Origin of the sequence: Anoxybacillus mongoliensis (assembly GCF_014201515.1) — a bacterium.
GTDB lineage: Bacteria > Bacillota > Bacilli > Bacillales > Anoxybacillaceae > Anoxybacillus > Anoxybacillus mongoliensis.
The window spans coordinates 63348-89700 of record NZ_JACHEQ010000009.1; the positions used below are offsets into that span (position 1 = coordinate 63348).

General features: G+C 37.8%; 31 protein-coding genes. 5 read left to right on the forward strand and 26 right to left on the reverse strand.

Going from position 1 to position 26353, the window contains the following annotated elements; genetic code table 11:
• Window positions 1-45: 45 nt before the first annotated feature.
• The 13 genes from glnA to HNR43_RS09505 all read right to left on the reverse strand — a co-directional run bounded on the left by glnA (window position 46) and on the right by HNR43_RS09505 (window position 12358).
• Window positions 46-1407, reverse strand: coding sequence for a type I glutamate--ammonia ligase (glnA, locus tag HNR43_RS09445; protein ID WP_183243330.1), 1362 nt, complete (start codon window positions 1405-1407; stop codon window positions 46-48).
• A gap of 271 nt (window positions 1408-1678) precedes the next feature.
• Window positions 1679-1879 (reverse strand): cold-shock protein, encoded by a 201-nt coding sequence (locus HNR43_RS09450; protein ID WP_003398700.1) that lies wholly within the window; start codon window positions 1877-1879, stop codon window positions 1679-1681.
• 189 nt (window positions 1880-2068) lie between these two features.
• Window positions 2069-2629 carry a thioredoxin family protein gene (locus HNR43_RS09455; protein ID WP_183243332.1) on the reverse strand — a complete coding sequence of 187 codons (561 nt, stop codon included), beginning with the start codon at window positions 2627-2629 and terminating at the stop codon, window positions 2069-2071.
• Between the two features lie 83 nt (window positions 2630-2712).
• Window positions 2713-5178, reverse strand: a complete 2466-nt coding sequence (locus tag HNR43_RS09460; protein ID WP_183243334.1) for a U32 family peptidase — start codon at window positions 5176-5178, stop codon at window positions 2713-2715.
• Between the two features lie 99 nt (window positions 5179-5277).
• The gene (locus tag HNR43_RS09465; protein ID WP_183243336.1) at window positions 5278-7185 is read right to left on the reverse strand and encodes a DUF6449 domain-containing protein; all 1908 of its coding nucleotides are present in this window, start codon (window positions 7183-7185) and stop codon (window positions 5278-5280) included.
• Window positions 7160-8059, reverse strand: a complete 900-nt coding sequence (locus tag HNR43_RS09470; RefSeq protein ID WP_183243338.1) for an ABC transporter ATP-binding protein — start codon at window positions 8057-8059, stop codon at window positions 7160-7162. The genes HNR43_RS09465 and HNR43_RS09470 overlap by 26 nt, the downstream gene beginning before the upstream one ends.
• Window positions 8046-8441 carry a GntR family transcriptional regulator gene (locus HNR43_RS09475; RefSeq protein WP_183243340.1) on the reverse strand — a complete coding sequence of 132 codons (396 nt, stop codon included), beginning with the start codon at window positions 8439-8441 and terminating at the stop codon, window positions 8046-8048. Before HNR43_RS09475 ends, HNR43_RS09470 begins: the two co-directional genes overlap by 14 nt.
• Window positions 8442-8552: 111 nt before the next feature.
• On the reverse strand, window positions 8553-9218 hold the full coding sequence (locus HNR43_RS09480; protein ID WP_183243342.1) for a nitrous oxide reductase accessory protein NosL: 666 nt from the start codon (window positions 9216-9218) through the stop codon (window positions 8553-8555).
• A gap of 103 nt (window positions 9219-9321) precedes the next feature.
• Entirely contained in the window at window positions 9322-9531 is a 210-nt protein-coding gene (locus HNR43_RS09485) for a DUF6501 family protein (RefSeq protein WP_032101776.1), read from the reverse strand.
• 15 nt (window positions 9532-9546) lie between these two features.
• On the reverse strand, window positions 9547-9750 hold the full coding sequence (locus HNR43_RS09490; RefSeq protein WP_183243344.1) for a hypothetical protein: 204 nt from the start codon (window positions 9748-9750) through the stop codon (window positions 9547-9549).
• Between the two features lie 114 nt (window positions 9751-9864).
• Complete coding sequence (gene ilvA, locus HNR43_RS09495) at window positions 9865-11073, reverse strand: threonine ammonia-lyase (protein WP_183243346.1); 1209 nt, start codon at window positions 11071-11073, stop codon at window positions 9865-9867.
• A gap of 167 nt (window positions 11074-11240) precedes the next feature.
• Window positions 11241-12137 carry a manganese catalase family protein gene (locus tag HNR43_RS09500; protein WP_183243348.1) on the reverse strand — a complete coding sequence of 299 codons (897 nt, stop codon included), beginning with the start codon at window positions 12135-12137 and terminating at the stop codon, window positions 11241-11243.
• Between the two features lie 14 nt (window positions 12138-12151).
• A complete protein-coding gene (locus HNR43_RS09505) occupies window positions 12152-12358 on the reverse strand; it encodes a YuzF family protein (protein ID WP_055441306.1) in 207 nt (68 codons plus the stop codon).
• Between the two features lie 170 nt (window positions 12359-12528).
• On the opposite strand from HNR43_RS09505, the gene HNR43_RS09510 reads away from it, so the two are divergent.
• Window positions 12529-13782 (forward strand): two-component system sensor histidine kinase NtrB, encoded by a 1254-nt coding sequence (locus tag HNR43_RS09510; protein ID WP_183243350.1) that lies wholly within the window; start codon window positions 12529-12531, stop codon window positions 13780-13782.
• Window positions 13783-13806: 24 nt separating this feature from the next.
• Here the strand turns inward: HNR43_RS09510 and HNR43_RS09515 are convergent, their stop codons facing one another.
• Complete coding sequence (locus tag HNR43_RS09515; RefSeq protein ID WP_055441304.1) at window positions 13807-15222, reverse strand: alanine/glycine:cation symporter family protein; 1416 nt, start codon at window positions 15220-15222, stop codon at window positions 13807-13809.
• Window positions 15223-15379: 157 nt separating this feature from the next.
• On the opposite strand from HNR43_RS09515, the gene HNR43_RS09520 reads away from it, so the two are divergent.
• The gene (locus HNR43_RS09520) at window positions 15380-16720 is read left to right on the forward strand and encodes an MATE family efflux transporter (RefSeq protein ID WP_183243352.1); all 1341 of its coding nucleotides are present in this window, start codon (window positions 15380-15382) and stop codon (window positions 16718-16720) included.
• A gap of 26 nt (window positions 16721-16746) precedes the next feature.
• On the opposite strand, the gene HNR43_RS09525 is transcribed toward HNR43_RS09520, so the two are convergent.
• The 4 genes from HNR43_RS09525 to HNR43_RS09540 form a co-directional block, all read right to left on the reverse strand.
• Window positions 16747-16860 carry a YjcZ family sporulation protein gene (locus HNR43_RS09525; protein WP_006318569.1) on the reverse strand — a complete coding sequence of 38 codons (114 nt, stop codon included), beginning with the start codon at window positions 16858-16860 and terminating at the stop codon, window positions 16747-16749.
• A gap of 30 nt (window positions 16861-16890) precedes the next feature.
• Complete coding sequence (locus HNR43_RS09530) at window positions 16891-16995, reverse strand: YjcZ family sporulation protein (protein WP_021094060.1); 105 nt, start codon at window positions 16993-16995, stop codon at window positions 16891-16893.
• A gap of 105 nt (window positions 16996-17100) precedes the next feature.
• Window positions 17101-18000, reverse strand: a complete 900-nt coding sequence (rarD, locus tag HNR43_RS09535) for an EamA family transporter RarD (RefSeq protein ID WP_183243354.1) — start codon at window positions 17998-18000, stop codon at window positions 17101-17103.
• Between the two features lie 21 nt (window positions 18001-18021).
• On the reverse strand, window positions 18022-18900 hold the full coding sequence (locus HNR43_RS09540) for a cation diffusion facilitator family transporter (protein ID WP_183243356.1): 879 nt from the start codon (window positions 18898-18900) through the stop codon (window positions 18022-18024).
• Window positions 18901-19126: 226 nt separating this feature from the next.
• On the opposite strand from HNR43_RS09540, the gene HNR43_RS09545 reads away from it, so the two are divergent.
• Complete coding sequence (locus HNR43_RS09545) at window positions 19127-20437, forward strand: Na+/H+ antiporter family protein (RefSeq protein WP_183243358.1); 1311 nt, start codon at window positions 19127-19129, stop codon at window positions 20435-20437.
• 230 nt (window positions 20438-20667) lie between these two features.
• Window positions 20668-20946, forward strand: a complete 279-nt coding sequence (locus tag HNR43_RS09550) for a hypothetical protein (RefSeq protein WP_343055750.1) — start codon at window positions 20668-20670, stop codon at window positions 20944-20946.
• Window positions 20947-20948: 2 nt separating this feature from the next.
• Here HNR43_RS09550 and HNR43_RS09555 read toward each other — a convergent pair whose 3' ends face one another.
• The 3 genes from HNR43_RS09555 to HNR43_RS09565 all read right to left on the reverse strand — a co-directional run bounded on the left by HNR43_RS09555 (window position 20949) and on the right by HNR43_RS09565 (window position 22988).
• A complete protein-coding gene (locus HNR43_RS09555; RefSeq protein ID WP_183243362.1) occupies window positions 20949-21752 on the reverse strand; it encodes a M15 family metallopeptidase in 804 nt (267 codons plus the stop codon).
• Between the two features lie 61 nt (window positions 21753-21813).
• Entirely contained in the window at window positions 21814-22518 is a 705-nt protein-coding gene (gene deoD / locus HNR43_RS09560; RefSeq protein WP_183243364.1) for a purine-nucleoside phosphorylase, read from the reverse strand.
• A gap of 107 nt (window positions 22519-22625) precedes the next feature.
• Window positions 22626-22988: a hypothetical protein gene (locus HNR43_RS09565; RefSeq protein ID WP_183243366.1), complete on the reverse strand. Its 363-nt coding sequence runs from the start codon at window positions 22986-22988 to the stop codon at window positions 22626-22628.
• 81 nt (window positions 22989-23069) lie between these two features.
• Between HNR43_RS09565 and HNR43_RS14290 the strand changes: the two genes are divergently transcribed.
• The gene (locus tag HNR43_RS14290; protein ID WP_281380392.1) at window positions 23070-23195 is read left to right on the forward strand and encodes a hypothetical protein; all 126 of its coding nucleotides are present in this window, start codon (window positions 23070-23072) and stop codon (window positions 23193-23195) included.
• Window positions 23196-23296: 101 nt separating this feature from the next.
• On the opposite strand, the gene HNR43_RS09570 is transcribed toward HNR43_RS14290, so the two are convergent.
• The 5 genes from HNR43_RS09570 to bioB form a co-directional block, all read right to left on the reverse strand.
• Window positions 23297-23620: a hypothetical protein gene (locus HNR43_RS09570; RefSeq protein ID WP_183243367.1), complete on the reverse strand. Its 324-nt coding sequence runs from the start codon at window positions 23618-23620 to the stop codon at window positions 23297-23299.
• Between the two features lie 139 nt (window positions 23621-23759).
• Window positions 23760-24530 (reverse strand): sporulation protein, encoded by a 771-nt coding sequence (locus HNR43_RS09575; protein ID WP_183243369.1) that lies wholly within the window; start codon window positions 24528-24530, stop codon window positions 23760-23762.
• 97 nt (window positions 24531-24627) lie between these two features.
• The gene (locus HNR43_RS09580) at window positions 24628-24801 is read right to left on the reverse strand and encodes a YozD family protein (RefSeq protein WP_183243371.1); all 174 of its coding nucleotides are present in this window, start codon (window positions 24799-24801) and stop codon (window positions 24628-24630) included.
• Window positions 24802-25033: 232 nt separating this feature from the next.
• On the reverse strand, window positions 25034-25228 hold the full coding sequence (locus HNR43_RS09585) for a hypothetical protein (RefSeq protein WP_183243373.1): 195 nt from the start codon (window positions 25226-25228) through the stop codon (window positions 25034-25036).
• A gap of 81 nt (window positions 25229-25309) precedes the next feature.
• Window positions 25310-26302, reverse strand: a complete 993-nt coding sequence (bioB, locus tag HNR43_RS09590; RefSeq protein WP_183243441.1) for a biotin synthase BioB — start codon at window positions 26300-26302, stop codon at window positions 25310-25312.
• Between the last annotated feature and the right edge of the window lie 51 nt (window positions 26303-26353).

Sequence of the window (26353 nt, forward strand, 5' to 3'; positions counted from 1 at the left end):
ACACATAATGAAAACATGCAAAAAAGCGAGCACAATCGCTCGCTTTTAAAATTTTGCTTGATAATGTTCAATCTCCCAAGCATGAACAGCTGTTCGATAACTATCCCATTCGTTCTTTTTCATTGCTACGTATTCGTTAAATACGTGATCTCCTAATGTATGACGGCCAATTGTTCCATTTTCTAGTTCTTCAATCGCTTTTCCTAAGCTACCTGGAAGGTTTTCGATACCAAGCTCCGCACGGCGTTCAGCAGTCATATGAAAAATGTCTTCATCAATTGGTGCTGGACAAGTGAGCTGTTTTTCTACCCCATCAAGTCCTGCCTCAGCGATGACTGCAAACGCTAAATAAGGATTGGCAGATGGATCTGGACAACGAAGCTCAACGCGTGTTGCTAATCCACGCTTAGCCGGAATGCGAATGAGTGCGGAGCGGTTTGATGCCGACCAAGCAATATAACACGGTGCTTCATATCCTGGGACAAGACGTTTATATGAGTTTACAAGTGGGTTTGTAATGGCCGTGAAATTTTTTACATTGTGTAATAAACCAGCAATGAATTGGTATGCCGTTTCAGATAATTGATTGTCATCCGCTGGATCAAAAAACGCATTTTCTCCATCTTTAAATAGCGAAATGTTTACGTGCATACCTGAACCGTTAATACCGAAAATCGGTTTTGGCATAAACGTAGCGTGCAATCCGTATTTTTTAGCAATCGTTTTTACGACCCATTTGTATGTTGTAGCATTGTCAGCAGCACCTAACGCATCGGCATATTTGAAGTTAATTTCATGTTGTCCTTCAGCAACTTCATGGTGTGAGGCCTCAATTGTAAATCCCATCGCTTTTAATGCACGATAAATATCTAAGCGAACGCGTTCTCCAAGATCTTTTGGAGATGGTTCAAAATAGCCACCGCTATCTTGTGGTGTTGTTGTTGGATTCCCGTGTTCGTCAGTTTTGAATAGGAAAAATTCTAACTCAGGACCAACGGAGATCGTGTATCCTTTTTGTTTTGCGCGTTCCACTGTTTTTTTCAATACGTTACGTGGATCACCCTCAAATAATGTTCCATCAGGATTGACAACCGAACAAAGAAAACGAGCTTCTGCATATCCGTCTTCTACAGTCCATGGTAATACCGCAAATGTTTGTAAATCGGGAAGTAAATATAAATCTGAGCGATTGATTGGTGAAAAACCTTTAATTGAAGATCCATCAAACATAATTTTCCCTTCTACTACATCATCGAGTTGTTCCGTTGTAACTGTGACGTGTTTTAAAACTCCTTCAATATCAACAAATTGCAAATGTAACAATTCGACATGTTTTTGTTTTATGATTTCTTTAATCTGTTCAAGTACGGAAGTGTTTGTTTGTTCAGAAACAAGCAATTCACTCATGTCACATTACCTCACATTCTTATGTATAATTTTATAACATGAGTTTATTATATGTAATCATTCTTCTTTTTTCAATAGTTTTTTATCAAATTTTCTGTATTTTTATTAAAAAAAGAACACGCTCTCTATGAGCGTGTCCGAACAAACAAAAACGACGGAAACCCTACCTCTCTTCCGTCCTTACAGCTCCGAAGCTGTGCCAGTGAGAATTTGTTTTGTTGCATATAAAAACGGGATCTCACGAAAAGCGAGATCCCGTACGTTTGACTATTTATGCTTTTTGGACGTTTGCCGCTTGCGGCCCACGGTTACCATTCACGATGTCAAATGTTACTTTTTCGCCTTCTTCCAACGTTTTGAATCCAGTACCTTGGATCGCTGTGAAGTGAACGAATACGTCTGTACCTCCGTCCGTCTCAATGAATCCAAAACCTTTTTCTGCGTTAAACCATTTTACTTTACCTGTGTTCATGTGAAATTCCTCCAAAACAATTTTAAAAATTGACCACCGTTTCATTACTCATAAAACAAAAGCTACACTTCTGTCAAGTCCTTATAAGATGAACCCGACAAAGGTGCAACTTATAACGATCATTGATATAACGAACGAAATGGTACTTCTTAAGTATATAGGCTTAAAAACAAAAAGTCAAATGTTTTTTTATTTTTCTTTCCATTTGATACTGCAACCGATGCTTGGCTTTTGTTCTTTCGGAACAGGTTTACCTAATAGCAATGCGTCTAAAGCTGATCGAATCGAAGAACCTGTAACCGGGATTCCGTTACCTGGTCGGGAATCATCGAGTTGACCACGGTAAACACATTGTAGTTCACCATTAAATATGTAGAAATCCGGTGTACATGCAGCTTGATATGCTTTCGCTACTTCTTGTGTCTCGTCAAATAAATACGGAAACGGATATCCAAACTGTTCAGCTACCTCTTTCATTTTTTCAGGGGAATCATCTGGGTATTTTTCAATATCGTTTGAATTGATCGCAATAAACGAAACTCCTTTTGGTTGATAATCATTAGCTAAACGAACAAGTTCTTCTTGAACATGTTTTACAAATGGGCAATGGTTGCAAATAAACATAATTACCGTCGCAATATCCGATTTGACATCTTCCAGACGAACGGTTTGTCCGTTGATGACGTTAACAAGCTCAAACGATGGCGCTTTTTCCCCTAACGGAAACATATTTGATTCAACAGCTGGCATAGAAATCACCCTTTCTCTTTTCATTCATTTACTATTATAGCAAAATGTACACATATCAAAAAATAAGCGAGACTTAAGCCCGCTTATTTTTTGATTAGCTGTCCGCGTGTGACACCAAGTTGATTAATGGCTTTTAGTGTACGCCATACGCTTGTACCGCTTCGTTTGCCCTCAAGCGCTTCACGATATAAACTGACGACTTCTTCTACTTTTTTCGGCGACTCTTCCAAAAATTCAATACGATATGAACGAACACCGAGCGATAAAAAGTTCGGAATGTATTCGGCACCAGATTGCTCGATCGCATTGTACACCGTATTGCGGCAGCCGATATCGACACGAACAGGATGAAGCATACCGATACGATCTCGCAAGGAGACACGATGTTTTTCACATGGTCGTCCACAGTTTGTAAAATCGGTTCCTTCACTTAAAAATGTACAATATACACAATGTTCAGTATGGAACATCGGCAAGTGTTGATGAATAACAATTTCAATATGTTCGGTTGGTGCCGCTTCAAGTAAATCCATCATTTGTTGGATGTTTAAATCGTATGAAGGGGTAATACGATCAAGCCCTTGCGATAAAAACAATTGCGTAGCCAGATGGTTTGAAACATTAAGTGAAAAATCACCAATTAACGTTTGCTCAACTAATTGACTCGTATAATATTGTACCGCTCCTAAACTACGCACTAAAATGGCATCTGGCTCGGCTTTTAAAATTCCTCTCAAAATTCCATTTTCTCCAGGCATATGAATGCGCGGAGTGGCTAAAGCAATTGGCTTATTTGCAGCTCGTGCCATCTGTACAGCTTTCGGATAATCGGTTGTAAATTCGAAATCCGCATACACCATTTCTACATCCGTATCACATGCCGCTTCAACTTGTTCAAGCGTACGGCAAAGCGCCATTAAAGAAGGATTCTCTGCTCGTTGTTTTTGTCGATAAGGAGATGCCAAATCAACTGCTCGTTTCATATATACCCGTGGACGTTGCCGTTGTTGAATGAGTTGTTCAACAGCTTGTCTTCTCATTCGGTTTAATTCTTTAACAGGAAGAATCACATTACCTGTAATATGCATGTGAACATCTTTTAGTTCAAAAATTGTTCCCCCTAATCTTCCAAATTGCTCTTTTATAAAGTCTAATGTTAGTGGTCGCTTTTGAGCAACATCTAACAACTGATCAGATTGAACGATTACTTCATTGCCTGTCGTTTCATCGCGCCATGTTGAAATGAGCGGTTTTCCTGCTTCACCGTACACACGCACAGTTAGCGGAAACAACTGATATGGTCGCTCGGTTTCAAATGTTTTACGCAAACGACGATCAAGCTCTTGGTCACTTGTTTTCCAAATGCGATCTCCGACACGTACGCGTGTTAAATTAACGTCATGTCGACCAGGGATGATTTCAACAAGCCCTTTTTCGACTTCCCCCTTGACTTTTTTTCCGTGTTTTCGTAAGTCATACACGCGACCGCCTTCTTCTTTTTCTTCTGGGCGGCCTGCATCAAAGACGATGCCATCCCCACGTTTTAACGGGGCTTGCAGTTCACATAAAACCCCGTCTTTTAATACTTTTTTGACCGTCCCAAGAAATACGCCACGGCTTTTCGGGAATGTTCCGTCAACAAGCTGTTTGTTGTTCGTTCCTTTTAAAAAGCCATGTGTAAATCCACGACTAAAACTTTGTTGAAGTTCACGTATTTCCTCTGGTGAAGGAGTATAATGGCGGCCTGCTAAATATTCATCAATCGCTTTTCGGTATTTGCTGACAACATTCGCTACATATTCTGGGGATTTTAATCGTCCTTCGATTTTAAATGTGCTTACTCCTGCCTCAATGAGCTCCGGGACGAGATCAAGAGCAGCTAAATCTTTTGGTGAAAGTAAATAAGCTACGTTTCCCATTTCTTTTTGTTCGCCATCAACAATTAAATCGTATGGAAGACGACAAGCTTGGGCGCACTCGCCACGATTAGCAGAACGCCCACCCCACATTTCCGATGTTAAACATTGTCCAGAATATGATACACAAAGCGCTCCGTGAACAAAAACTTCTAACGGCACATTTGTTTTCTCAGCAATTTTTTGGATGTGTGTTAAATTATTTTCACGACCGAGCACCACCACTTCCAAGTTATAAGGCTTCAAAAACTCGACCGCTTCCGGCGATGTAACAGTCATTTGCGTTGATCCGTGAATTGGAAAATCAGGTGACATATCACGAATGAGTTGAACAAGTCCTAAATCTTGTACGATCAGTGCATCTACCCCTGCATCTATACATGCTTCAACGAGCTGTTTTGCTTCTTTTAGCTCATTTTCAAAAACTAAAATATTAAAAGTGACATATCCGCGAACATTGTATTTATGCAAATAACCCATGATATCCTTTAATTCTTCCATGCGAAAATTTTTTGCCCGTACACGCGCATTATATTTATCGACACCAAAATAAACGGCGTCTGCTCCATTGGCAACAGCAGCACGAAGACAATCCCAATCTCCCGCTGGCGCTAACAGTTCAATTTTTCTCACAGCTAGTCAACCTCTCTATTTTTTATCATGAACAACAATATATTACCGAATATAAGTGGCTTTTGCCAACAAAGAAAAAGACCTGAACACGCAGGTCTTTTAATTAATGAATGAAGGTACAAGATGTTTTGAAAATGACTGGATGTCAATGCGACCATTTTTATAGTAAATGCCTACGATATAATTTTCTTCCCCAATACCAGCCATTTGTAAACATTGTTCGACTTTCCTCTTATCACGAACGATCATTTTTGCTTTTTCATGTTCAAGCATTTCTGGTGTCCATTCAAACAGTGGGATTTTTTTTGTGTTTTGAATAATTTTCACTTCAACGACATCATCAGCTGTTACTCTCGCTTTTTGCAATAGTCCTCGCTGTTGCAGCCATTGCTCGATGAGATGGTACGATTTTTTCCATTCAATGCTATCCTCGTGGTACTTTTCATATGCTATGTTAATCGTTCCCCAACTTTGATATCCTGCTTCTCCATTAAACGTTTCATTTAAAAGTTGTTGCCGCAAGACAGTTAAAAACGACTCGATATCAGCTCGATCTTGCAATCGAACAAATTTATCTTCCGAACCAATTTTAATTTGTAAAGTGTCTTCAAAATTCGTCTTACGTAAAATCGGATAATGATTTTTTTTGAACTCGATTGAATTAAAAATAGGCGCATAAAATTGATTGTATATATTTAATGAAACTGTATATTCTCGAACAATCCGATCGCCATTTTTTAAGTCATAACCAATCACAACGTTCCGTCTCTCGTTGACTGGATATGTTTGATGTTCAATAAGGTGTTGATGAAATAAATAAATATTCTTTATATTTTCCTTTTCATAGTAAAAGGCATTTTCCCTATCTATTTCATCGCTTTCAAAAAAGTATATATGGTCACCGAAATATGCTCGTTCAATTTCGTTTAATGACGGTTGGTACGTCTTATATCCAAATAGATCAAATGCAAATAATAAGCCAACGATACTCATAAATACGACATACCCCACGTATGCTCTCCAACGACTAAATACACGCCACGTTTTCGCTAAAATCATGTGAGCGATGATGTAACCAACTAATGATGAAAATACGTATCCAAAAATCACCCATCTCATCTTTTGTTGCATCTGTCCAAAATATGCTCCGCCGACAAGCATAACACAAAACGTGAAACCGTATGTAAATACTGGTCGGAGTGGACGAAAGACAATTGCATCCGTTGCCATTTCAACATGTCTTTTTTTGTACAACCATATACTAAGTCCATAAAACATAAAAGTGAGCACGGTATATATCAATATTTCGAGCGGTTGGATTCGTTCTGTTTCCCAATTTAGTGCTTGAATAAAAGGAATCATTTCATTTAAGCTGGAAGATAAATAATATTCGTATGCAAAGCCGTACAAAAAATATTTCAAATTAAATATGAGTAAAATAAATATTCCAGCAGGGAAGAAAAAGAGAACGTAAGCAAACATGCCTTGTAAAATGGACATGCCAGTGAGCATCCCAACAAACACAGCTCCAGAAAATAATAATAAATTCATCGTAACGGTACTAACAAACCAAATAGCTACATGTTTCAATGAATATAAAGAAATTGGGAGAAACGGTTTCATTACTATTAAACATCCTGCAATGAGTGTAATGGGCACGATAAGCACGATCATCCCAACGATAATGTGTTGAAGAAACAACCCTTCTCGTTTAATTGGTAGACTATGCATGTAGTCAGCCGATAGCTTTACTTGCATATAACGAAATAAAAAAATAGCGAGCAAAATAGGGAGTGTGAACATAAGGGAAAACTGAATTGGACTCCCGATATCAAATATACGGCCTGTTTGATGATGCATAAGCCAGTCTTTGTTTTCGCTCATCATAAACATATGGATAGGCAAAGCAAAAAATAAACCGATGAAATATATAAGTGAGACCCATCCAACGTTACGAATAATTTGAGTAAATATTCCACGATTAAATAAGAATGTTTTCAATGGCATATCCTTTCCCCCCCATTTCGTAAATAAATATTTCTTCTAACGTTAGTGGTAATAAATCAAATAAAATTGGATCATGTTTTTGAATATGAGCAATAATTTCTTCTTCTTTTCCACGTACGATACAAAGCAAAACGCTACCACGATATTCTTTATAAATAACATCCATCTGTTGAAAGAAAGAAGAGGGAGCTTGCCCATGAAATGCCACTTGAACTTTATGAATATTGGTTTTTAAATTATCTATCTCTTTTTCAATGATGAGCGAACCGTGATGTAGTATACCGATACGATCACATAAATCTTCTACTTCAAATAAGTTGTGCGAGGAAATAACAACGGTCATTTCCCTTTCCGCTACGTCCTGAAATAAAATGTTTTTCACTTTTTGTCTCATCACAGCATCTAGCCCATCAAGAGGCTCATCTAAAATAAGCACATCAGGCATTGCAGAAAATGTTAACCAAAATGCGACTTGGCGTTGCATCCCTTTGGACATCCGATGTATTTTTTGATTCATGTTAATTGGAAATAGCTCTTGCATTTTGTAAAAACGTTCTTCGTTCCATTTTGGATATATATGACGATAAAAGTCCGCCATTTGTCGAATTGTTGTATGTGGGAAGAAATAAAGCGCATCAGGTAAAAAAATGATTCGTTCTTTTTGCTTGATGTTTTCGAAAATTGGCTCACCATCAATAGTAATCGTTCCTTTGTTTTGTTTATAAATACCCGCAATCATTTTCATCAGTGTTGTTTTTCCAGCACCATTTGATCCAAGTAATCCATAAATCGACCCTTTTGGGACGGAAAATGTCACATCTTTAATCGCCTCTAATTCTCCAAATCGCTTGCTTACATGATTAATTTGAATCAATTTCCTCTCCTCCTCGTATCGCACGTTCGGCGCGTTCAACAATCGAAAAGATTTGCTCCTTTTTTAACCCGATATAAAATGCTTCCTGACATAGTTTAAGTATATTTTCCTCTAGTTGTTTGACTTTTTCATCGTAAATCGCCTCTTTTTTGTTGGCGACGAAACTTCCTTTACCCGGAATAGAGTAAATATACCCTTCCCTTTCTAACTCTCGATATGCTTTTTGAATCGTATTTGGATTAATGGTTAATTGTTTCGCTAGCAAGCGAACAGATGGTAGCTGTTCATCAGGTTTCAGCACATCGTGAATAATCATTTCTTTCGTTTTTTCAATCAGTTGTTCATAAATCGGTTTTCGACTTCGTAAATCAAGATCGAACATATCGCCCCCCCTTTCCTTTTCCGTACTAACTGTAATAACTGTATTATATTAAATAGTACAGTTGTTGTAAATATTTTTTTAAAAATTAAAAAGCCGCCCAAAAGGCAGCTTTTAATTATGGCTATGTCCATCGTTGTTCATATTTCCATCTTGATGACCATCTTGTTGCATATTGTCGCCATGGCCGTGACTTTGTCCGTCGTTTTTATTTTGCATCATTTGTTTCTTTTTCATATAACGCTCGTGAGCGACTTTGTCAACATCTTCCCATGATACAATCATTGCATTCGATTGTTCACTTATAAATTTATCAGCATCTTCTCTCTTTGCAAAAAACGCATATCCGTAGTTCATCGGTGTTTTAATATCTGCTTTCACTACTGTCGCGTTTTGTAATTCAATCCATTCTAATGTATTGTAATCACGTACATATTTTTTAGTAGCTTCACCGTGATCGCGTTCATAGTTAAATAAACATCCGATGTCATCAAAAAACAATACGTCACCGTTTTCAGTTGCAGATTTGGTAGTAAATTTTCCAAGCTCGTGTTCTTTTGGATACACTTTCATATTACAAAATACGCACATAGTGTTTTCATCTGGCTCAGCCATTGCTGCTTTCGTAAATACGTCTTCTTCATTTGACTGTTCCTTGTTTTGTTCTGTTTGCTTTTCCTCTGCTTGTTTTGTTTCTTCTTTCTTTTCCTCCGCCTGATTGTTACATCCTGCTAGAGCGAAGAAAAGTGCACCGATTAACAGTACGATCCATTTTTTCATTACTAACGATCCCCCTCATTTTCATTCAATCCGTAAGCTAGTATAGTACATAATTGTGAAATTTATTTGAGAAGGCTGTGTAAAAAATGAAAAAAAAGCGGCATTACACCGCTTTTTCTGTAAAATAATGCTTATAATATCCACCGACTTTGCCACGGTTATCGATAATAAAATAAAAATCATCTGTTTCATTTTTTACTTCATACTCTTTGCCTGGTGTCAATACGTTATGTACAATGTACTTTTCTGCATTCGTATGGTTACATACAACTATTTTAATCGTTGGACGCTCATGCCAGTTCAAATGAATCATCAGCGATTTCCTCCTTCAAGAACCTTTATATTTATTTAAAAATTTAGCAAGTTCATGTAGCGCTTGCAATACTGCTAAATGTTTATCGTTTCCGCTCGCTTGTGCTGTGGCCACATCTTTAAACTTAGCGTGCGCTTCGTATGATCCGTTCTTTTTGTACACATCTACTCGCACGGTTCCTCTCGGATGCGGAACGATAAAAAATTCCATTTGCTTCATTTTATTCTCCCCACCTTCAAATCAAGCGTTTATTTAATTTAATAATAGTAGAAAATACGTTAGTTTGAAAGCATTGTTTTGCGTGGAGAGAAAAAAGATAGAACATCCACATTTTCAGTCAAGACGGCGAATGGTGTAGCCAGATTCGATTAAAACATGTTGAATTTGATCAATATGCTCCCTATTTTTTGTTTCAAGGGAGAATCGAACTTCCGCTTGTCCTGGAAGAACGTTTGTGCCCATTCGTTGATGATCAATAGACATGACATTGGCTTCTAAGTCGGCGATAATGCGCAACAACTTATTGAGTTGTCCTGGTTTATCAGAAATAACTGTCGCAAATGTAACAAAGCGTCCTGACTCAACGAGTCCTCGTTCGATGATACGTGAAATAAGTGTGACATCGACATTCCCACCACTTAAAATGGCGACGATATTTTTTCCTTCAAGTGGAATTTTTTTGTACAATAAAGCCGCTAGTGAGCAAGCCGCTGAACCTTCAACAAGTAATTTATTTCGTTCGAGTAAATATAACATCGTTCGTGAAATATCGGTTTCTTCCACACAAACAATATCGTCGACATATTTTTGTATGTATGAAAAAGTTAAATCCCCAATTCGTTTAACAGCGATGCCATCCGCAATTGTATTCAATGGATTAATCACAACCGGCTGATTATGTTGTTTCGCTGCTGTCGTGCTCGCGCAAGCAGTAGATTCAACGCCGTATACACGGACAGATGGTTTTTTCTGTTTCATCGCAATTGCTATACCAGCGAGCAAACCGCCTCCTCCAACTGGACAAATGACTGCATCAATATCATCTAGCTGTTCAAATAACTCTAGTCCGATCGTACCTTGCCCAGCGATAACAGCTGGATCGTCAAAAGGGTGAACAAACGTTGCTCCTGTTTCTAGTTGTAACTTTCGAGCATATTCCAGCGATTCATCAAATACGTCTCCGTGTAGAATGACGTTTGCACCGTAACTTTGTGTTGCTTGAATTTTACTTAATGGTGCCCCCTTAGGCATGACAATTGTGCATGGGATACCAATCATGCTGCTTGAGTAAGCAACTCCTTGAGCATGATTTCCTGCCGAAGCTGCAATAACTCCTCGGCTTTTTTCTTCATCACTTAATGACATGATTTTGTTATATGATCCTCGTACTTTAAATGAACCTGTTTTCTGTAAATTTTCTAATTTCATGTATACTCGATTATTTGATAAACGGCTAAATGTTTGAGAAAATTCGAGAGGAGTTCTATGAACAACGGTTTTCATTCGTTGTTGAGCTTCTTCAATATGTTGTAGCGAGATCAATAGTTTTCATCCTCCTTTGTGTCTTCTTTTTTATTATATGTCATTTTTAACTAAGCAATCAATTGTTGATTTTTTCTTATTTTTTCTTTTTTAAAATTGATTATTTAGAACATAGTTTAATTAATTAAAAATGACGAAAGAAAAAGCTATGCGCTCGGCACAGCTTGTTACAATCCAGCGGATCGTTGGAGACGTTTAGCTATTTCGAGGAAATCTTCGTATGAAATACCTGGAGCAAATGTTTCCTCCACTGCTTCTAAGTCTGGAATCGGTCCCCCAGTCGGTGTTCCTTGAATAACTTCAAGTTGTCCTCCATCAAACGGATGTGTTCCTTTCCAAATTTGCTTTACATCTTGATAATCATGTTCGCTAAACGTATACAATCTTCTATGCCAACCTTGTGCTTCATACTTCTTTGCTGCGTCAAATTTATCGTTACTCAAATTAGGGATTGGTAGCATTTTTGTAACATCAACCCCTGTAACAATTTGAAGAGCTTTGGCATATGCGATAACGTGAACTCCTCCTCGCACAAGTAAATAACCGATCATTTCTCGCGCAACAGGATGGTCCGTCATCTCATACACACGCATTTTATGTGTACGTGCACCACACTCTAAGAAAAAGTTGTGTAGCAAGTCTAAAACTAAGTTCCCGCTATTGAAAACGTAATCCCCTGACCATGACCTTCCCATTGAATCTCCAGGTAACGCTGTTTGCGCCGTAGCGATAAAATGATACGTATTTCGTTGGTCTGCTCCATTTTGCATTGGTGTGACATCGGGCGCTCCTTCATATGTCGTGCCGGTTAAACATAAATTAATGGCCGCTGTCACAAGTTCTACATGACCTAATTCTTCTGCTGTAATACTCGCAACTAGATCGTAAAAGGGTTTCAGTTTTTTCTTTTCACGAAAGTTAAATGACTGAAATAAATAATTGTTTAACGTTGACATTTCTCCGAATTTTCCACCGAGCAACTCTTGGACCGCTGCTGCTGCCTTTGCATCCGCATACGTAGACTTCGGCAGTTCAATTTGTAATTTGTTTATTCTTGTGAACATCTAGCCTCCCCCTTTTATTTCGGCATGATCCACACAATTTGTTGTATACGCACAAAAAAGAGGGTGTCGTTACTTCTTAACACAATATGATCAGGTTTCACGTCTTGGATTGTACCGTGTACATTTCCTCGCACAGTTTCAATCACTACTTCTTTTCCTCTAATCGCTTGTAACGTTTGATAAACGTAAGGGTCAATGAAAGCCATAAACTGAGGTGTCATTCTCTCTCCCCTTTCTTATTTTTCTTTCTCATCTTATTCATTTATATTTCGGTTTATCACATTTTTCATTTAGAACATAGTTTTATAAAAATTTTTTTTACATACTAGCCGACTTATTTATTTTGCGTTAAACTTCAACATAGGAATAGTGAAAATGAGGGGTTAGAATTATGGAAAGTCGCGAACAACTAAAACAAAAAATAAATGAACTTGAGGAAGAACTAACATTGTATAAACGTTTTGTGGAACACGTTCATTTCCCGTTTTCATACGTTGATTATCCGCTTGGAAAAGTAATAAAAAAGGAAAGAAATGTACTTTCTCCAGCGATTGAAACAATAGAAAAGGACAACATTCAAACTCCGATCCTAAAATGGGATATTGATTTACAAAAAGATTGTCCGTTTGAACAGGTAGAACAATTTTTAGCCCCTATTTTTGATCTTGTTTCTCACCATATCGTTTTTGTTGATGCTGAAGGAATCATTACGTTATGTAACTTGCAAGCGGCGAACGATGTTGGCGTCAATCGGGACGAGATTATAGGCAAACATATTCGGGAATTACTAAACATTCCAGACGAACAAATTATGACGTTAAAAACGTTGCGGACAAAACAACCTCTTTACAATTGTGAAGTGCTTGATCGATATTACGGCATCATTAATACGCGCATTTTATATAATGAAGATGGGACGATTAAACGTGTCATTAGTATGTTTCAATCACTGAATCAAATGAAAGAAGCAGAGAAGCTCGCGATTGCTGGTCGAATTGCTGCAGGAATTGCTCACGAAATTCGAAATCCACTAACAACTGTGCGAGGATATTTGCAGTTTTTAAAAGAACAATTGCCTGAACATATTGTTAGTCTTATTGATCAACTTTTAATCCCTGAACTCGATCGAGCAAATGATATTATTACGGACTTTTTAAACATTGCAAAACCAAGTGAAGTGAAAGCAGAATGGATTGAAATGAATGAATTCATTCAAAATGATTTAAATCTGTTACTTAGAAGTGAAGCGCTTCTCCATAATGTAGAACTTTCATATTGTTTAGATAAAAAATTAAAACATTATGTTGTTTACATTGATAAAAATCAACTGTTGCAAGTGTTCATTAACTTAGTTCGCAATGCAATTGAAGCAAAAACAGAAAAATCATTACGCGTAAATATTGAAACGAAACTACACAATAACCTTGTTCAGATTTATGTGCGTGATAATGGACCCGGAATTCCTCCGACCATTATTCATCATGTTTTTGATCCGTTTTTTTCGACAAAGACTACCGGAACAGGTCTTGGTTTATCTTTGTCGCGAAAAATTGTTGAACTTCATAAAGGATCGATGCGTGTGCAAAGTGAACTTGGTCACGGCTCATGTTTTATTATTGAGCTACCAGCTTATTCAAAAAAATGAGGCTGCAATCATGCAGCCTCATTTTTACGCTTCTTTTTTCCAATTCATCTGTTCTTCTTTCCAACATTCTACTTCATGATCTACACCGATATTCCGCGCGTAAAATACAGGATTCTTTCCTTGTTTTCGTTGCAACATATAGTCTTGTAATGCAGCAAAGGCAACTCGGCCGAGCAAGAAAATCGAAATTAAATTCACAATCACCATAAATGCCATAAATAAATCAGCTAAGTCCCACACGATTTGAATGCTCGATACAGAACCCCAAACGACCATTCCTAATACAGCAAGACGATACATCAATAACGACATTTTGCTTGAACGAATAAATTCAATATTTGTTTCACCATAATAGTAGTTTCCGATAATTGAGCTGTATGCGAATAAAAATACACTTACTGCAACAAACCCTTTTGCCCACTCACCAATATGTGTGCTTAACGCTGTTTGCGTTAAAGTAATTCCATCGAGCCCTTCTTTCATGTAATCGCCTGATAATAAAATCATAAACGCCGTGGCACTACACACAACTAATGTATCAACAAATACACCTAACGTTTGAATTAACCCTTGTTTTACAGGATGAGAAACTTCTGCTGTCGCTGCAGCGTTTGGCGCACTACCCATTCCTGCCTCATTCGAGAATAATCCACGTTTAATTCCCATCATGATTGCTGCACCGAATCCGCCACCAACTGCCTGTTCGATACCAAATGCGTTTTTAAAAATTAAAGCAAAGACCGCTGGTAATTCGGTGATATTTGTAAGTACAACATAAAACGCAATTAATAAGTATAAACCAGCCATCACTGGAACAATAATCGATGATGCTTTCGCCACGCGATGCACACCACCAAAAATAATAAATGCGGTCAAAATTGTAAGTACAACACCAATCACTGTCCGATCCATTTGAAAAGCATGTTCAAATGCGAATGTAATTGTATTTGCCTGGACAGAGTTAAATACAAGACCAAATGAAAACGTAATTAAGATGGCAAATAATACACCTAACCAACGTTTTTTCAACCCTTGCTCAATGTAATATGCCGGACCACCGCGATAACTTTTTCCATCTTTAACCTTATAAATTTGGGCAAGCGTGCTCTCTACAAAACTTGATGCACCGCCAATTAAAGCGATTAACCACATCCAAAATACCGCACCAGGTCCGCCCACAGAAATGGCTAACGCTACACCGGCTAAGTTACCTGTTCCAACGCGAGACGCTGTACTCATAAAAAACGCTTGTAACGAAGAAATCCCACCTGTTTTTTCCGGTCCTTCTGTAATGACACGGAACATTTCACCGAAATAACGAAATTGAACAAATTTTGTACGGAATGTAAAGTACAAACCGAAGATAATTAAAAGAGCGATAAGAACGTACGACCATAATATGTTGTTTAAAAATGATACAGCCGTTTGTAATAATTCCATATTCGTCACCTCACCTGATGTTCTAATAAATAAAAAAACGACTTTTTTAATGTAACAAAACTTAACATGAAAAGCAAGAGGGTTATCTATGAATATATAAAAATGGTGTGTTATAATATCGTTTGTCCACATTTTTTGCATGCATTTGGAGGAACCCATGAAAGAAACATATACGTTAAAAGAGAAAATAAAACAATTTTTACATATACTATTTCCGATTTTTTTCACACAAATAAGCTTATATATGATGAACTTTTTTGATGTGACGATGACTGGGAAATATAGTGCTGTTGATTTAGCAGGTGTAGCCATTGGCTCAAACATTTGGGTTGCTATATTTACGGGAATTGGGGGGATCTTAACGGGTCTAACCCCAATCGTTTCTCAATCGTTTGGCGCGAAAGAACACAAACATATTTCTAAAGTAGTTGAGCAGGCAGTATACGTAGCGATCGTCTTTGCCTGCTTTGTGTTGGCGATTATTTATTTTCTTGTTCCTGTTTTATTGGAAAACATGTATATTGAGAGCAATGTGCAAACCGTTGCCTATCAATATTTACAAGCACTATGTATTGGCATTGTTCCAATTTTTATTTATTACGTTCTCCGATCCTTTATGGATGCTCTCGGTCAAACAAAAGTTACAATGACGTTAACGCTATGCTCGTTGCCATTAAACATTTTATTGAATAATATATTTATTTTCGGACGATGGGGTGTACCTGCATTCGGTGGAGTAGGGGCAGGATACGCTACAAGCATAACGTATTGGTGCTTATTGTTATGTGCATTTTTGCTCATTCGCTTTCGTAAACCTTTTTCCACATACAATATACTAAAAAAACTCAGTCCCATTTCGTTTTCTACTTGGAAACAATTGGTGTCGATCGGCACACCCATTGGACTGTCAATTTTTTTTGAGACAAGCATTTTTTCAGCTGTCACCTTGTTAATGAGTGAATTCGGAACAACGGCAATCGCTGCCCATCAAGCAGCGATGAATTTTGCTTCACTTTTATACATGATTCCATTGAGCATTTCTCTCACTTTAACGATTATTGTCGGCTTTGAAGTGGGAGCCAATCGCTTGGGGCATGCAAAACGTTATTGCATGATTGGCATTGCTTTCGCCGTTACGATGGCTATTGTTGCCTCTATCGCTCTATTGTTATTTCGTGAAACGATCGCTTCCCTATATACGAATGATAAACATGTGTTGCAATGGACGAAGCAATTTTTGTTATATGTTTTATTTTTCCAATTTTCTGATGCCGTTGCCGCTCCTATTCAGGGAGCACTACGCGGATATAAAGACGTTCGCTTTCCATTTTTTATCGCACTCATATCGTATTGGTTAGTCGGTTTGCCTGTTGGATATACACTAGCACGTTATACAACCGCTGGACCGTTCGGATATTGGCTAGGTTTGATTGTAGGTCTAGCTTCTGGTGCCATTTTGTTATTTATACGTTTGCGACAAAAATGGAAACATGTATAAAAGCAAGAGGGAAACCCCTCTTGCTTTTAGCACCAAGCTGCACCAACGATAATAAGCAAGATAAAGAGCACGACGATGAGCACGAATGTTTTTCCGTATCCTGGATAACCGTAACCATATCCATAGCCATATCCGTACATAACGTATTTCCCCCTTTGTTCATTGTTTGATTAATATCCCCAGCCACCAATATAAGCACTACCAACAATGATTAACAAAATAAACAATACAACAATTAACGCAAAGCCACCGCCATGATGATGTCCTCCACTCATCTTTTGACACCTCCTTCTTGTACTAACAACCTATTCAATCGCTGAGTAAAACGTTATAGTTTTTAGAAAAATGGGTGAAAAAAACGCCTGTTCACAAGACAGGCGCTACATGTTTAATGACTTTTCTCTTCGTTTTTCCCACGTACTAGAAATTGAAAATAAAATCAACGCAGTCCAAATGCAGCTAAATGCATATATATGAGCATTTGTAAACGGCTCATGAAATAAAAACACTCCAAGCAGTAAACTTAATGTTGGCGAGATATATTGTAAAAATCCTAAAAGAGTCAGTGAAATATGTTGCGCTCCTTTAGCAAAATATAGAAGAGGTAATGCGGTGGCTGGTCCAGCTCCCATAAGTAATAGCATCGTTGCAAATGAAAAAGATACATCGTGCGACTGCCCAAACGAATGAATAATAAACATGAACGCCAAAGGGGTGGCAAGCATCGTCTCAACAGTTAAGCCAATAGTTGCATGAACAGAAATAATCTTTTTCACAAGACTATACAACGAAAAGCTACATGCAAGTGAAAGTGCAACCCATGGAATTTTCCCATATTCAATCGTCATAACCACAACCCCAAGAGCTGCTAAAATAAACGATACGACTTGCCATTTATAGAGACGTTCTTTTAATACAACGACACCTAATAATACGTTTAACAATGGATTCATATAATATCCTAAACTGGCTTCAACCATATGATCATGATTGACAGCCCATATGTAAATAAACCAATTCGTACTAATGAGAAATGATGCAATAATTAAAGCCAATGCCTGTTTTTTTTCTTGCCATAACAATCGACATGTATGCAAAAATGTAGGCCAGCTTTTTTGAATAAGTAACAACGCAATCATAAACAAAAAGGAAGCAATAATGCGATAAGATAAAATCTCCTCTGCCCCGATCTGTTGCAGTAATTTCCAATATAAAGGCAATATCCCCCACAACACATAAGCAAGCAACGCATAAATCATGCCAAGTTTTTTATTTTCCATTTTGTAACTCCCTTCTTCATCTCACTCCCCGCGAAAAACATGGTCTTGTTCATATGGCTCGATATGCACATGGGCATAAACAACACCATATTTTTGTTCAAGCAAACGCTCCACTTGATCGGAAATGTCATGACTTGTTACAACACTTAAATACGGGGCAACACAAATGGTAACATCTATGACTACTTCATTGCCATACATTCTTCCCTTAATATCAACCACTTTTTTCACACCGTCAATACGCTCAATTTCCTGTTTATATCGCTTTAACATTTCATCATCAAAACCGTCCGTCAACGTATGGGAGGCTTCTCTAAAAATATCCCATGCTGTCTTGCAAATCATAACCCCAATAACCAAGGCAGTAACGGGATCAAGCCAATGCATATGTAACTGAGCGCCAACCACACCGACGACGGTTCCTACACTAACAAGCACGTCAGATAAATGATCTTTAGCTGCAGCAGCAAGTGCCTGACTATTTGTCACCATTGCTAAACGTTTATTAAACATATATACGAAAAACATAAATATAGCGGAAGCACCTGCTGTCCATACTGCTGTCCAATCTGGTTGAACATACTCTCTATCTTTCAATGTTTGCGCTGCATTTATTAACACATCAACACCGATAGACATCATAATAAATGCTGCAATTAAAGACGAAATATGTTCTGCGCGTGAATGACCGTACGGATGGTTGTCATCGCGCGGTTTTTTCGCAATGAGCAACCCAATTAAAATAGCAATCGAACCAAGAATATCAGTAAAGTTATTCCATCCATCTGCTTTTAATGCTTCAGAGTTTGACACATATCCGACGTACAACTTCGCTAAAGATAAAACAATGTAAGAGCCAATACTTACCCATGCCCCTAATTCTGGTTTCATTTGCATCATATATTCACCAACTTCTTGAACATTTTTGCTTTAACATTGTATCAGGCGTATGTTGTGTGAGTCTATAGCAACAAAATTGGTTCATTGAAGAACATTAGGGAACATGCAATAACATTGCGTTTAACCAAATTTATTGTTGACGGCTGATTGGTAAATGTGATAGATTGTTTAGTGTTTCATCACTCTACCAATTTATCAAACTAAAGTATTTTATGGAGGTCACATCATGAATGCTGTTGTCGTCTCAGTACTCGTCATGCTCATTCTTAGTTTAATACGAATGAACGTTGTATTTTCATTACTAATCGCATCATTAGTAGGAGGATGGATCGGAAATCTTAGCCTTTCTAAAACAGTTGAAGTGTTTTCAGAAGGATTAGGGAATAGCGCAGAAGTCGCTTTAAGTTATGCTTTGTTAGGTGGGTTTGCTATTGCTATTTCGAAAACAGGATTACCGAACGCCATTGTTCATATCATTATAAAAATCGTTGGAAAACAAGGGGAAGAAAAAAGGACACAATATTCCAAAGCTCTTGTTCTTCTTGTCGTTTTATTGATGTCTTGTTTGTCACAAAACTTAATCCCAATCCATATTGCGTTTATCCCTATTTTGATTCCGCCACTTTTGCACGTCTTAAATGAATTGCAAGTGGATCGCCGATTAGTCGCATCAATTATTACATTTGGTTTAATTACTCCGTATATGTGGTTACCTACCGGATTTGGAGCCATTTTTCATGATATTGTTCAATCAAATATGGCTCAAGGTGGATTAGCCGTTGCAAAATCAGATATTCCAAAAGCGATGTTTTTACCTTCACTCGGAATGATCGTCGGTTTACTTCTTGCTTTTTTCACATATCGAAAACCGCGCACATATAAACAAGTAAAACTAGAAAGTGAAAAAAATGAATCGTTTCAACAACGCGGAGTGTGGTTTGCGATCATTGCTGTCGTCACCGCTTTAACCGTACAACTTGCTCTCGATTCCATGATTTTTGGAGCATTTGCAGGAATTGTCGTCATTTACTTAAGCGGGTGCATTCGTTTAGCAGAGAGCGACCGTTTATTAACAGAAGGTATGCGTATGATGGCGTTCATTGGATTTGTGATGTTAAGCGCCTCAGGATTCGCCAATGTATTGAAACACACTGGCCACATTGAGAAACTCGTTGAACAAGCCGCTTCACTTATTGGCCATAACGCAACGCTTGGCGCATTGCTTATGTTAATTGTCGGACTACTGATCACGATGGGAATTGGATCTTCGTTTTCTACTGTTCCGATTATCGCAACAATTTTCGTTCCGCTTTGTATGAAGCTTGGGCTTAGTCCGATGGCAACAATTGCGATTATTGGTGCTGCTGGTGCACTTGGTGATGCTGGATCACCTGCCTCTGATAGCACGCTTGGTCCAACATCAGGTTTGAACGTTGACGGTCAACATCATCACATTTGGGATACATGTGTCCCAACATTTATTCATTACAACATTCCTGTCATTATTTTCGCATGGATCGCAGCGATAGTGCTATAAAAAGAGAGGGTGTCCCAAAAGTAACGGGGCACCCTTTGTTATAACCATATATAGACACTGAAAACCTTTATGAAACTATATATCGTATCCCCCTTGGGTGAAGGAGACCTTTTGAGTCAGTCCCTTTTTTTGTCGAAACTTCATCGCACATTCCGACATTTTTTTTTAAATCAAATATGTTAATGTATTGTAAAGTATATTTCAAAATTGTAAATATGCACGAAGGAGGAATGAACACGATGATTTCGCAATTTATTGATCAAACAGAGGCAGCAATCCTTCGCTTTTCAGTATCATTATTGAAAGAAATCGAATTAAAAATTATAAAAAAACAAATGATTTCACAACATCAAGCAATGAAATACGCCAAACAGCAAATTGATTTATTTGTTAAACAAATGCATTTCCGTCAAGCGCTAATCGCCGTGTATCGATCGGAATTATATATATACATCTCTAAAAAGCTGGATCTTGTATTTGAAAAATATCGCGTATTTAAATGTGTGTAAGCTTATATTTTCTTTACGATTTGAAAATATTCTTCCAACGTAATTTGTTTCTCATAAATGACTTTGGCCGCTTTTTTACCAACATAACGCAAATGCCAAGGTTCGTATTGATATTTCGTAATATGTTCCTTTCCTTTCGGATAGCGAATAATAAAACCAAATTCATGTGCATGTTGAGCTACCCATTTCCCCTCCCGTGTGTCACCAAATGTGGGGGTAATAGTATATTGAACACTCGGACTAGTAATATCGATCGCCAGTCCTGTCTGATGTTCACTTTTTCCGGGCATCGCAACAGCAACAACAGCTTTTTCTTCCCCTAATCGTTGAACTTCAGATGCAAATAGTTGTTGTTGCCGTTCATATGAACGATATCCTGACACAGCATATAACTCGATCTGTTGTTGTTTCGCTGCTGTAAACAGCGCTTCCAATGCCTTTGCAGCTTCCGAGCGCATATGACGTTTTTCGATATTCGTTTCTTTAAACGTAAACGGAACATTTGGAATGACTAAGTCAGTTGGCTTGTAGTCAGCTGGTAATTGCTGTTCTTTATTTACTAAAGCTAGCACATTATCTGGATTCATAATGACGTTTACCCCATTTTGCACTTCAATTTGATTCCAAAATCGTTCTTCAAGTACAAGTTCTTCTTGTTCCTTCGTTTCAGAAGATGGTACCGGTGTTTCAGAAGATGGCTCTTCAACTTGTACAGGAGGTTTAGACGGTTTTGGTTCTTGCTCAAGTGATCCAAATGATTGACAGCCGCCAATTATAATGACAAAACAACATAACCATTTTTTCATTTTTTCTCCCTCACAAATAGAAGAAAGCTCCGCGAGGAATGATCCGCAGGAGCCTTCTTTGTTATTGACGAATCGCTGTTTCAAGTGCTACTTCGATCATTTCATTAAATGTCGTTTGACGCTCTTCAGCTGTTGTTTCTTCCCCTGTTAAAATATGATCACTTACTGTTAGGACAGATAACGCTTTTCTGCCAAATTTTGCGGCTAATGTGTAAAGCGCTGTTGTTTCCATCTCTACAGCAAGTACACCGTAACGTGCCAGTTTTTCAAATTGTGCATTTTCATTATAAAACATGTCAGCTGTAAATACACTTCCAATTTTTAGTTGCAACCCTTTTTCTTTTCCAATTTCATATGCTGTTTTCAGCAAGTCGAAGTTAGCTGTTGGGGCGTAATCAATCCCTCCAAACGTCATACGATTCATTTGTGAGTCGGTTGAAGATGCCATCGCTAAAATGACGTCGCGGACTTTTACATCTTTCTGAATGGCACCACACGTTCCAACGCGAATTAACGTTTGAACGTTATAACTTTGCATCAATTCTGTAACGTAAATAGAGATGGATGGCACACCCATACCGGTTCCTTGAACAGAAATGCGATGTCCTTTATATGTACCTGTAAATCCTAACATACCACGAACTTGATTATAGCAAGTAGCTCCTTCTAAAAACGTCTCGGCAATATACTTTGCGCGAAGCGGATCCCCTGGAAGTAAAATTTTATCCGCAACTTCATGTTCTTTCGCTCCAATATGAACGCTCATTAAGCATCCTCCTTTAAGCTTTATCGTTGCATATATACTATACCACACTCCTATGTTTCGCTAAAGCATTGTTTTTCATGTATAAAAAAAAGAGGGGCGTCCCCTCGTTACGATATTTTTCGAAAATACTTTGGTTTTACATATAAAACTTTTTTATCTTCGCTTACGACATATTTTTTCTTCGCTTGTTCGTAATGCTCATATATTAAATAACAAACAACATAAATCGGTAACATTGCTTCCAAAGACGCTAAATAAATGAGGTAAAATGGATGTGCATTCGTTTCGAACATCCCACTAAATACATAGTAAGCGCTTGCAATTACAACGTTAGTGATGCTAATGTTTGCAAAATGGAGTAAAAAAATTTTCTTTCTTCTTCCAATAAATCGCTCTAATTCGAACTTAATAAACAATGAACAAAAAATCGCAATAATGCCGACAATCGAAGAAATGATGAACGCAAACATCGCTTTTCCCACCCCATGTGTATATTTTTTATGAGCCTGTCGATATTAATGGATGTCACTACATGTAAAGGAGGATTACGATTGGGAAAAAAACATCGCAACCGCATCAATAGCCCGAAGAAAAACAATCATGTTCCAAAAGAAACGTTGATCGCTGAAGCTGAAGCACACGATAAAGAGTACAATGCTGATAGACGAAAAAGATAATCCCCTTGCATGCACAAGGGGAATTTTTTATCATACTCTAACCTTGTGCTAATTGTCTATATACAATATAGCACAATTTTGTGAACATTTAAAGACATTTTTTAACGTACATGCATGCGATGAATGCGTTCCCATCCATCCGGACTTAAACGATAAAAAAATTGACCGTACTTTCCTTCATCAATGAGTAAAATGTCACCTGTCCCAACATAACGCGCCTCATAATCTTTCGGTACTAAATCAGGAACGTTAAACATGCGATAAACTTCAGCCAATACATCATCATGATCTTCCCCATCCACCGTCAGTCGATACACTTGTCGATATCCTTTTGTTTGACCAAATTGCGGAGTTTGAAATAACGTTACGTCATAACATTGTGTGGGTTTTAATATTTTCCCCATAAACATTCGAATCACTAACATCCACTCCCTTTCTTCATTACGTAACATATTAGTGATTCGTTTTGTCGATTCCTTTTGCATTTTTTTACTATTTTTGTCGAATATATATAATCTTCCGACATTTCTACGCAAAAAAGAAAGATTGGGAGCTCCCAATCTTTTAAGCATATCGTCGAATCAAGGCAGCAAGATCTGTTTGTAATGTTTGAATATGCTGCTCATGAATGGTGACGCGGATAAATGTTTCATCTAAATCAAGTGCCTCTGCAAATAATCCAGTTAACCCACGCGCCCGTCGATCGACTTGCATAAGCAATTCACATTCACCTAGTGCATGTGGGAAAAAGATGATTTCCACTTCATCAAGCTTTCCACGAAATTCACCACTAACCGGTACAAATTCAAACTCTTGAACAAATGGAAGTCGTTTACGAACATGATAAGCGGCCTCTTTGCACTCGGCTTCTTTTAAACGGAATCCTAAGTTTTCCATCACTTGAAATACTGCATTCATGACTCTAGTTGGTTGAACGCGAATATAATCTTCATCTGTTGGATCGATCGCATTTTTTATGTCAAGTCCTGTGTGTAGCCACACCCTCGTTCTTCCGACTGTAATTGGCGTATCAATCGGAAGAGAAAAAGAAAACGGAAATTGTTTCTTTTCACCAGCGTGAATAACAAAGGATTGAGCAATTTTCCACTTTTCAATGATTGCATGCTTCGTTACTTTTCGATCATCTACTTCTTTTGTATATGTAGCACAAAGAGATAAATATATATCATCAATCTGTTGATCTATATTTCCGCCTGTCATCTCTACAACTCCTGTAATGCTTTCACCGAGTGATAATTGCGATTCGTGTAACTTCGTATCTACCTTCGCTGCCCCGATACCAATACTTGCTAAAACTTTATTAAATAGTCCCATAAAACAACCCCCCATTATTTTTCATTCTATATGTTTTACGAATAAGAAAGAAAAACGTTTCAACTTTCAAATAAAAAACGACGGAACAACCGCCGTTTTATTCGTCAATTATTTCTTCATCAATAATACATTTTTCAATCAAATAATCAAACATAATATCTGCTATTTCTTCGATTTCACGCTCTGTTGGGACAAAGCCTCGCCGAACAAGTTCATTGTAAAAGAACTCCGCAATTTCTTCCGTATCAATAACGACTTCAATTTCTTTCACAACATCGCCCCCTTTGTATTATGTTATGAAAAAATCATTCATTTATGTCATCCGTTTTTATGTATATTTGCCGTTGTGCGCACATACGTTGAAAGTAAAAAAGAGCGGAGGACAAGCTTATGGACGAACGAATGGATCAATGGATGGAAACGATCACGAATACATTATTCTGCATCATATTCTTTTTTTGCATACCATATTTCATATATTTGTTATGGCAATGTATATAGCGTTATTCGCGTCGTTTCCGTCGAGTAAATTTTTTTAGTTGTTCAACGACTTGCTTCATCATCTGTTCATACTGTTCGTCACCAAACCATTCATGCAGCCATTTATAGTCGTTGTAAATATCTAATAAACCGTCAATAATCTCTTTTTCTTCTTGTCTTCGTCGCAATCGCTCATTTTCAAATTTTCGTGATATCACATGAACTTCACTCCAATGTTAAGCATCGTAATTAGTAATAGTATATGTATAGATAAAAAAGCCGACACAACGTCGGCTTTTTTATCTCACATAAGATGCTGGAGCAAAGTCAATATCAAATCCTAAATCTTCAATCATTTGAAAATCAGCATGTTTTTCTTGTCCCGCAGTCGTTAAGTAATCTCCAACAAAAATGGAGTTCGCAGCATACAAACCAAGCGGTTGTAAGCTACGTAAGTTTACTTCCCTGCCTCCAGAAATACGAATTTCTTTCGTAGGGTTAGTGTATCGAAATAATGCCAGCACTTTTAAACAGTAGCGCGGATGCAATTCTTTTGTCCCCTCTAATGGCGTTCCATCAATCGCATGAAGAAAATTTACAGGGATCGAATCCGCGTCTAACGCTTTTAAACTTCTCGCCATTGCAACCACATCTTGTTTTGTTTCTTTCATACCGATAATCACACCAGAACACGGGGACATCCCTGCTTCCTTGACCGTTTCTACCGTACGTACCCGATCATCGTATGTATGGGAAGTCGTAATGTGAGGATGATGTTCTCTAGATGTGTTAATGTTATGATTGTAGCGATCGACACCCGCCTCCTTTAAACGCAACGCCTGTTCCGGTTTTAATATTCCCAGACAGGCACATACTTTTAAACCGTACATTTCTTTAATTTCTTTCACTGCAGATACAACAATATCAATTTCTTTATCGCTTGGCCCCCTGCCACTTGCGACAATGCAGTATGTTCCTATTTTTGACTCATACGCTCGCTTGGCTCCTTGTAAAATGGTATCTTTATTTACCATTTTATATGTCGGAACTGAAGCAGTTGATATAGAAGATTGGGAACAATATCCGCAATTTTCTGGGCACAATCCTGACTTTGCATTCATAATCATATTTAATTTCACTTTATTTCCGTAATACGTTTTGCGAATGCGGTAAGCGCCTTGGAGTAATAGTAATAGCTCATCATCGGGGCAATTTAATATAGCAAGCGCCTCATTGTCTGTAATTTCTCCCCCGTCTAACACACGATCTGCTAACGATAACCAATCCATGATTCTCCCCCTTTTACTTCTAATTACCAATAATCGTATTCGATCAACGGATAT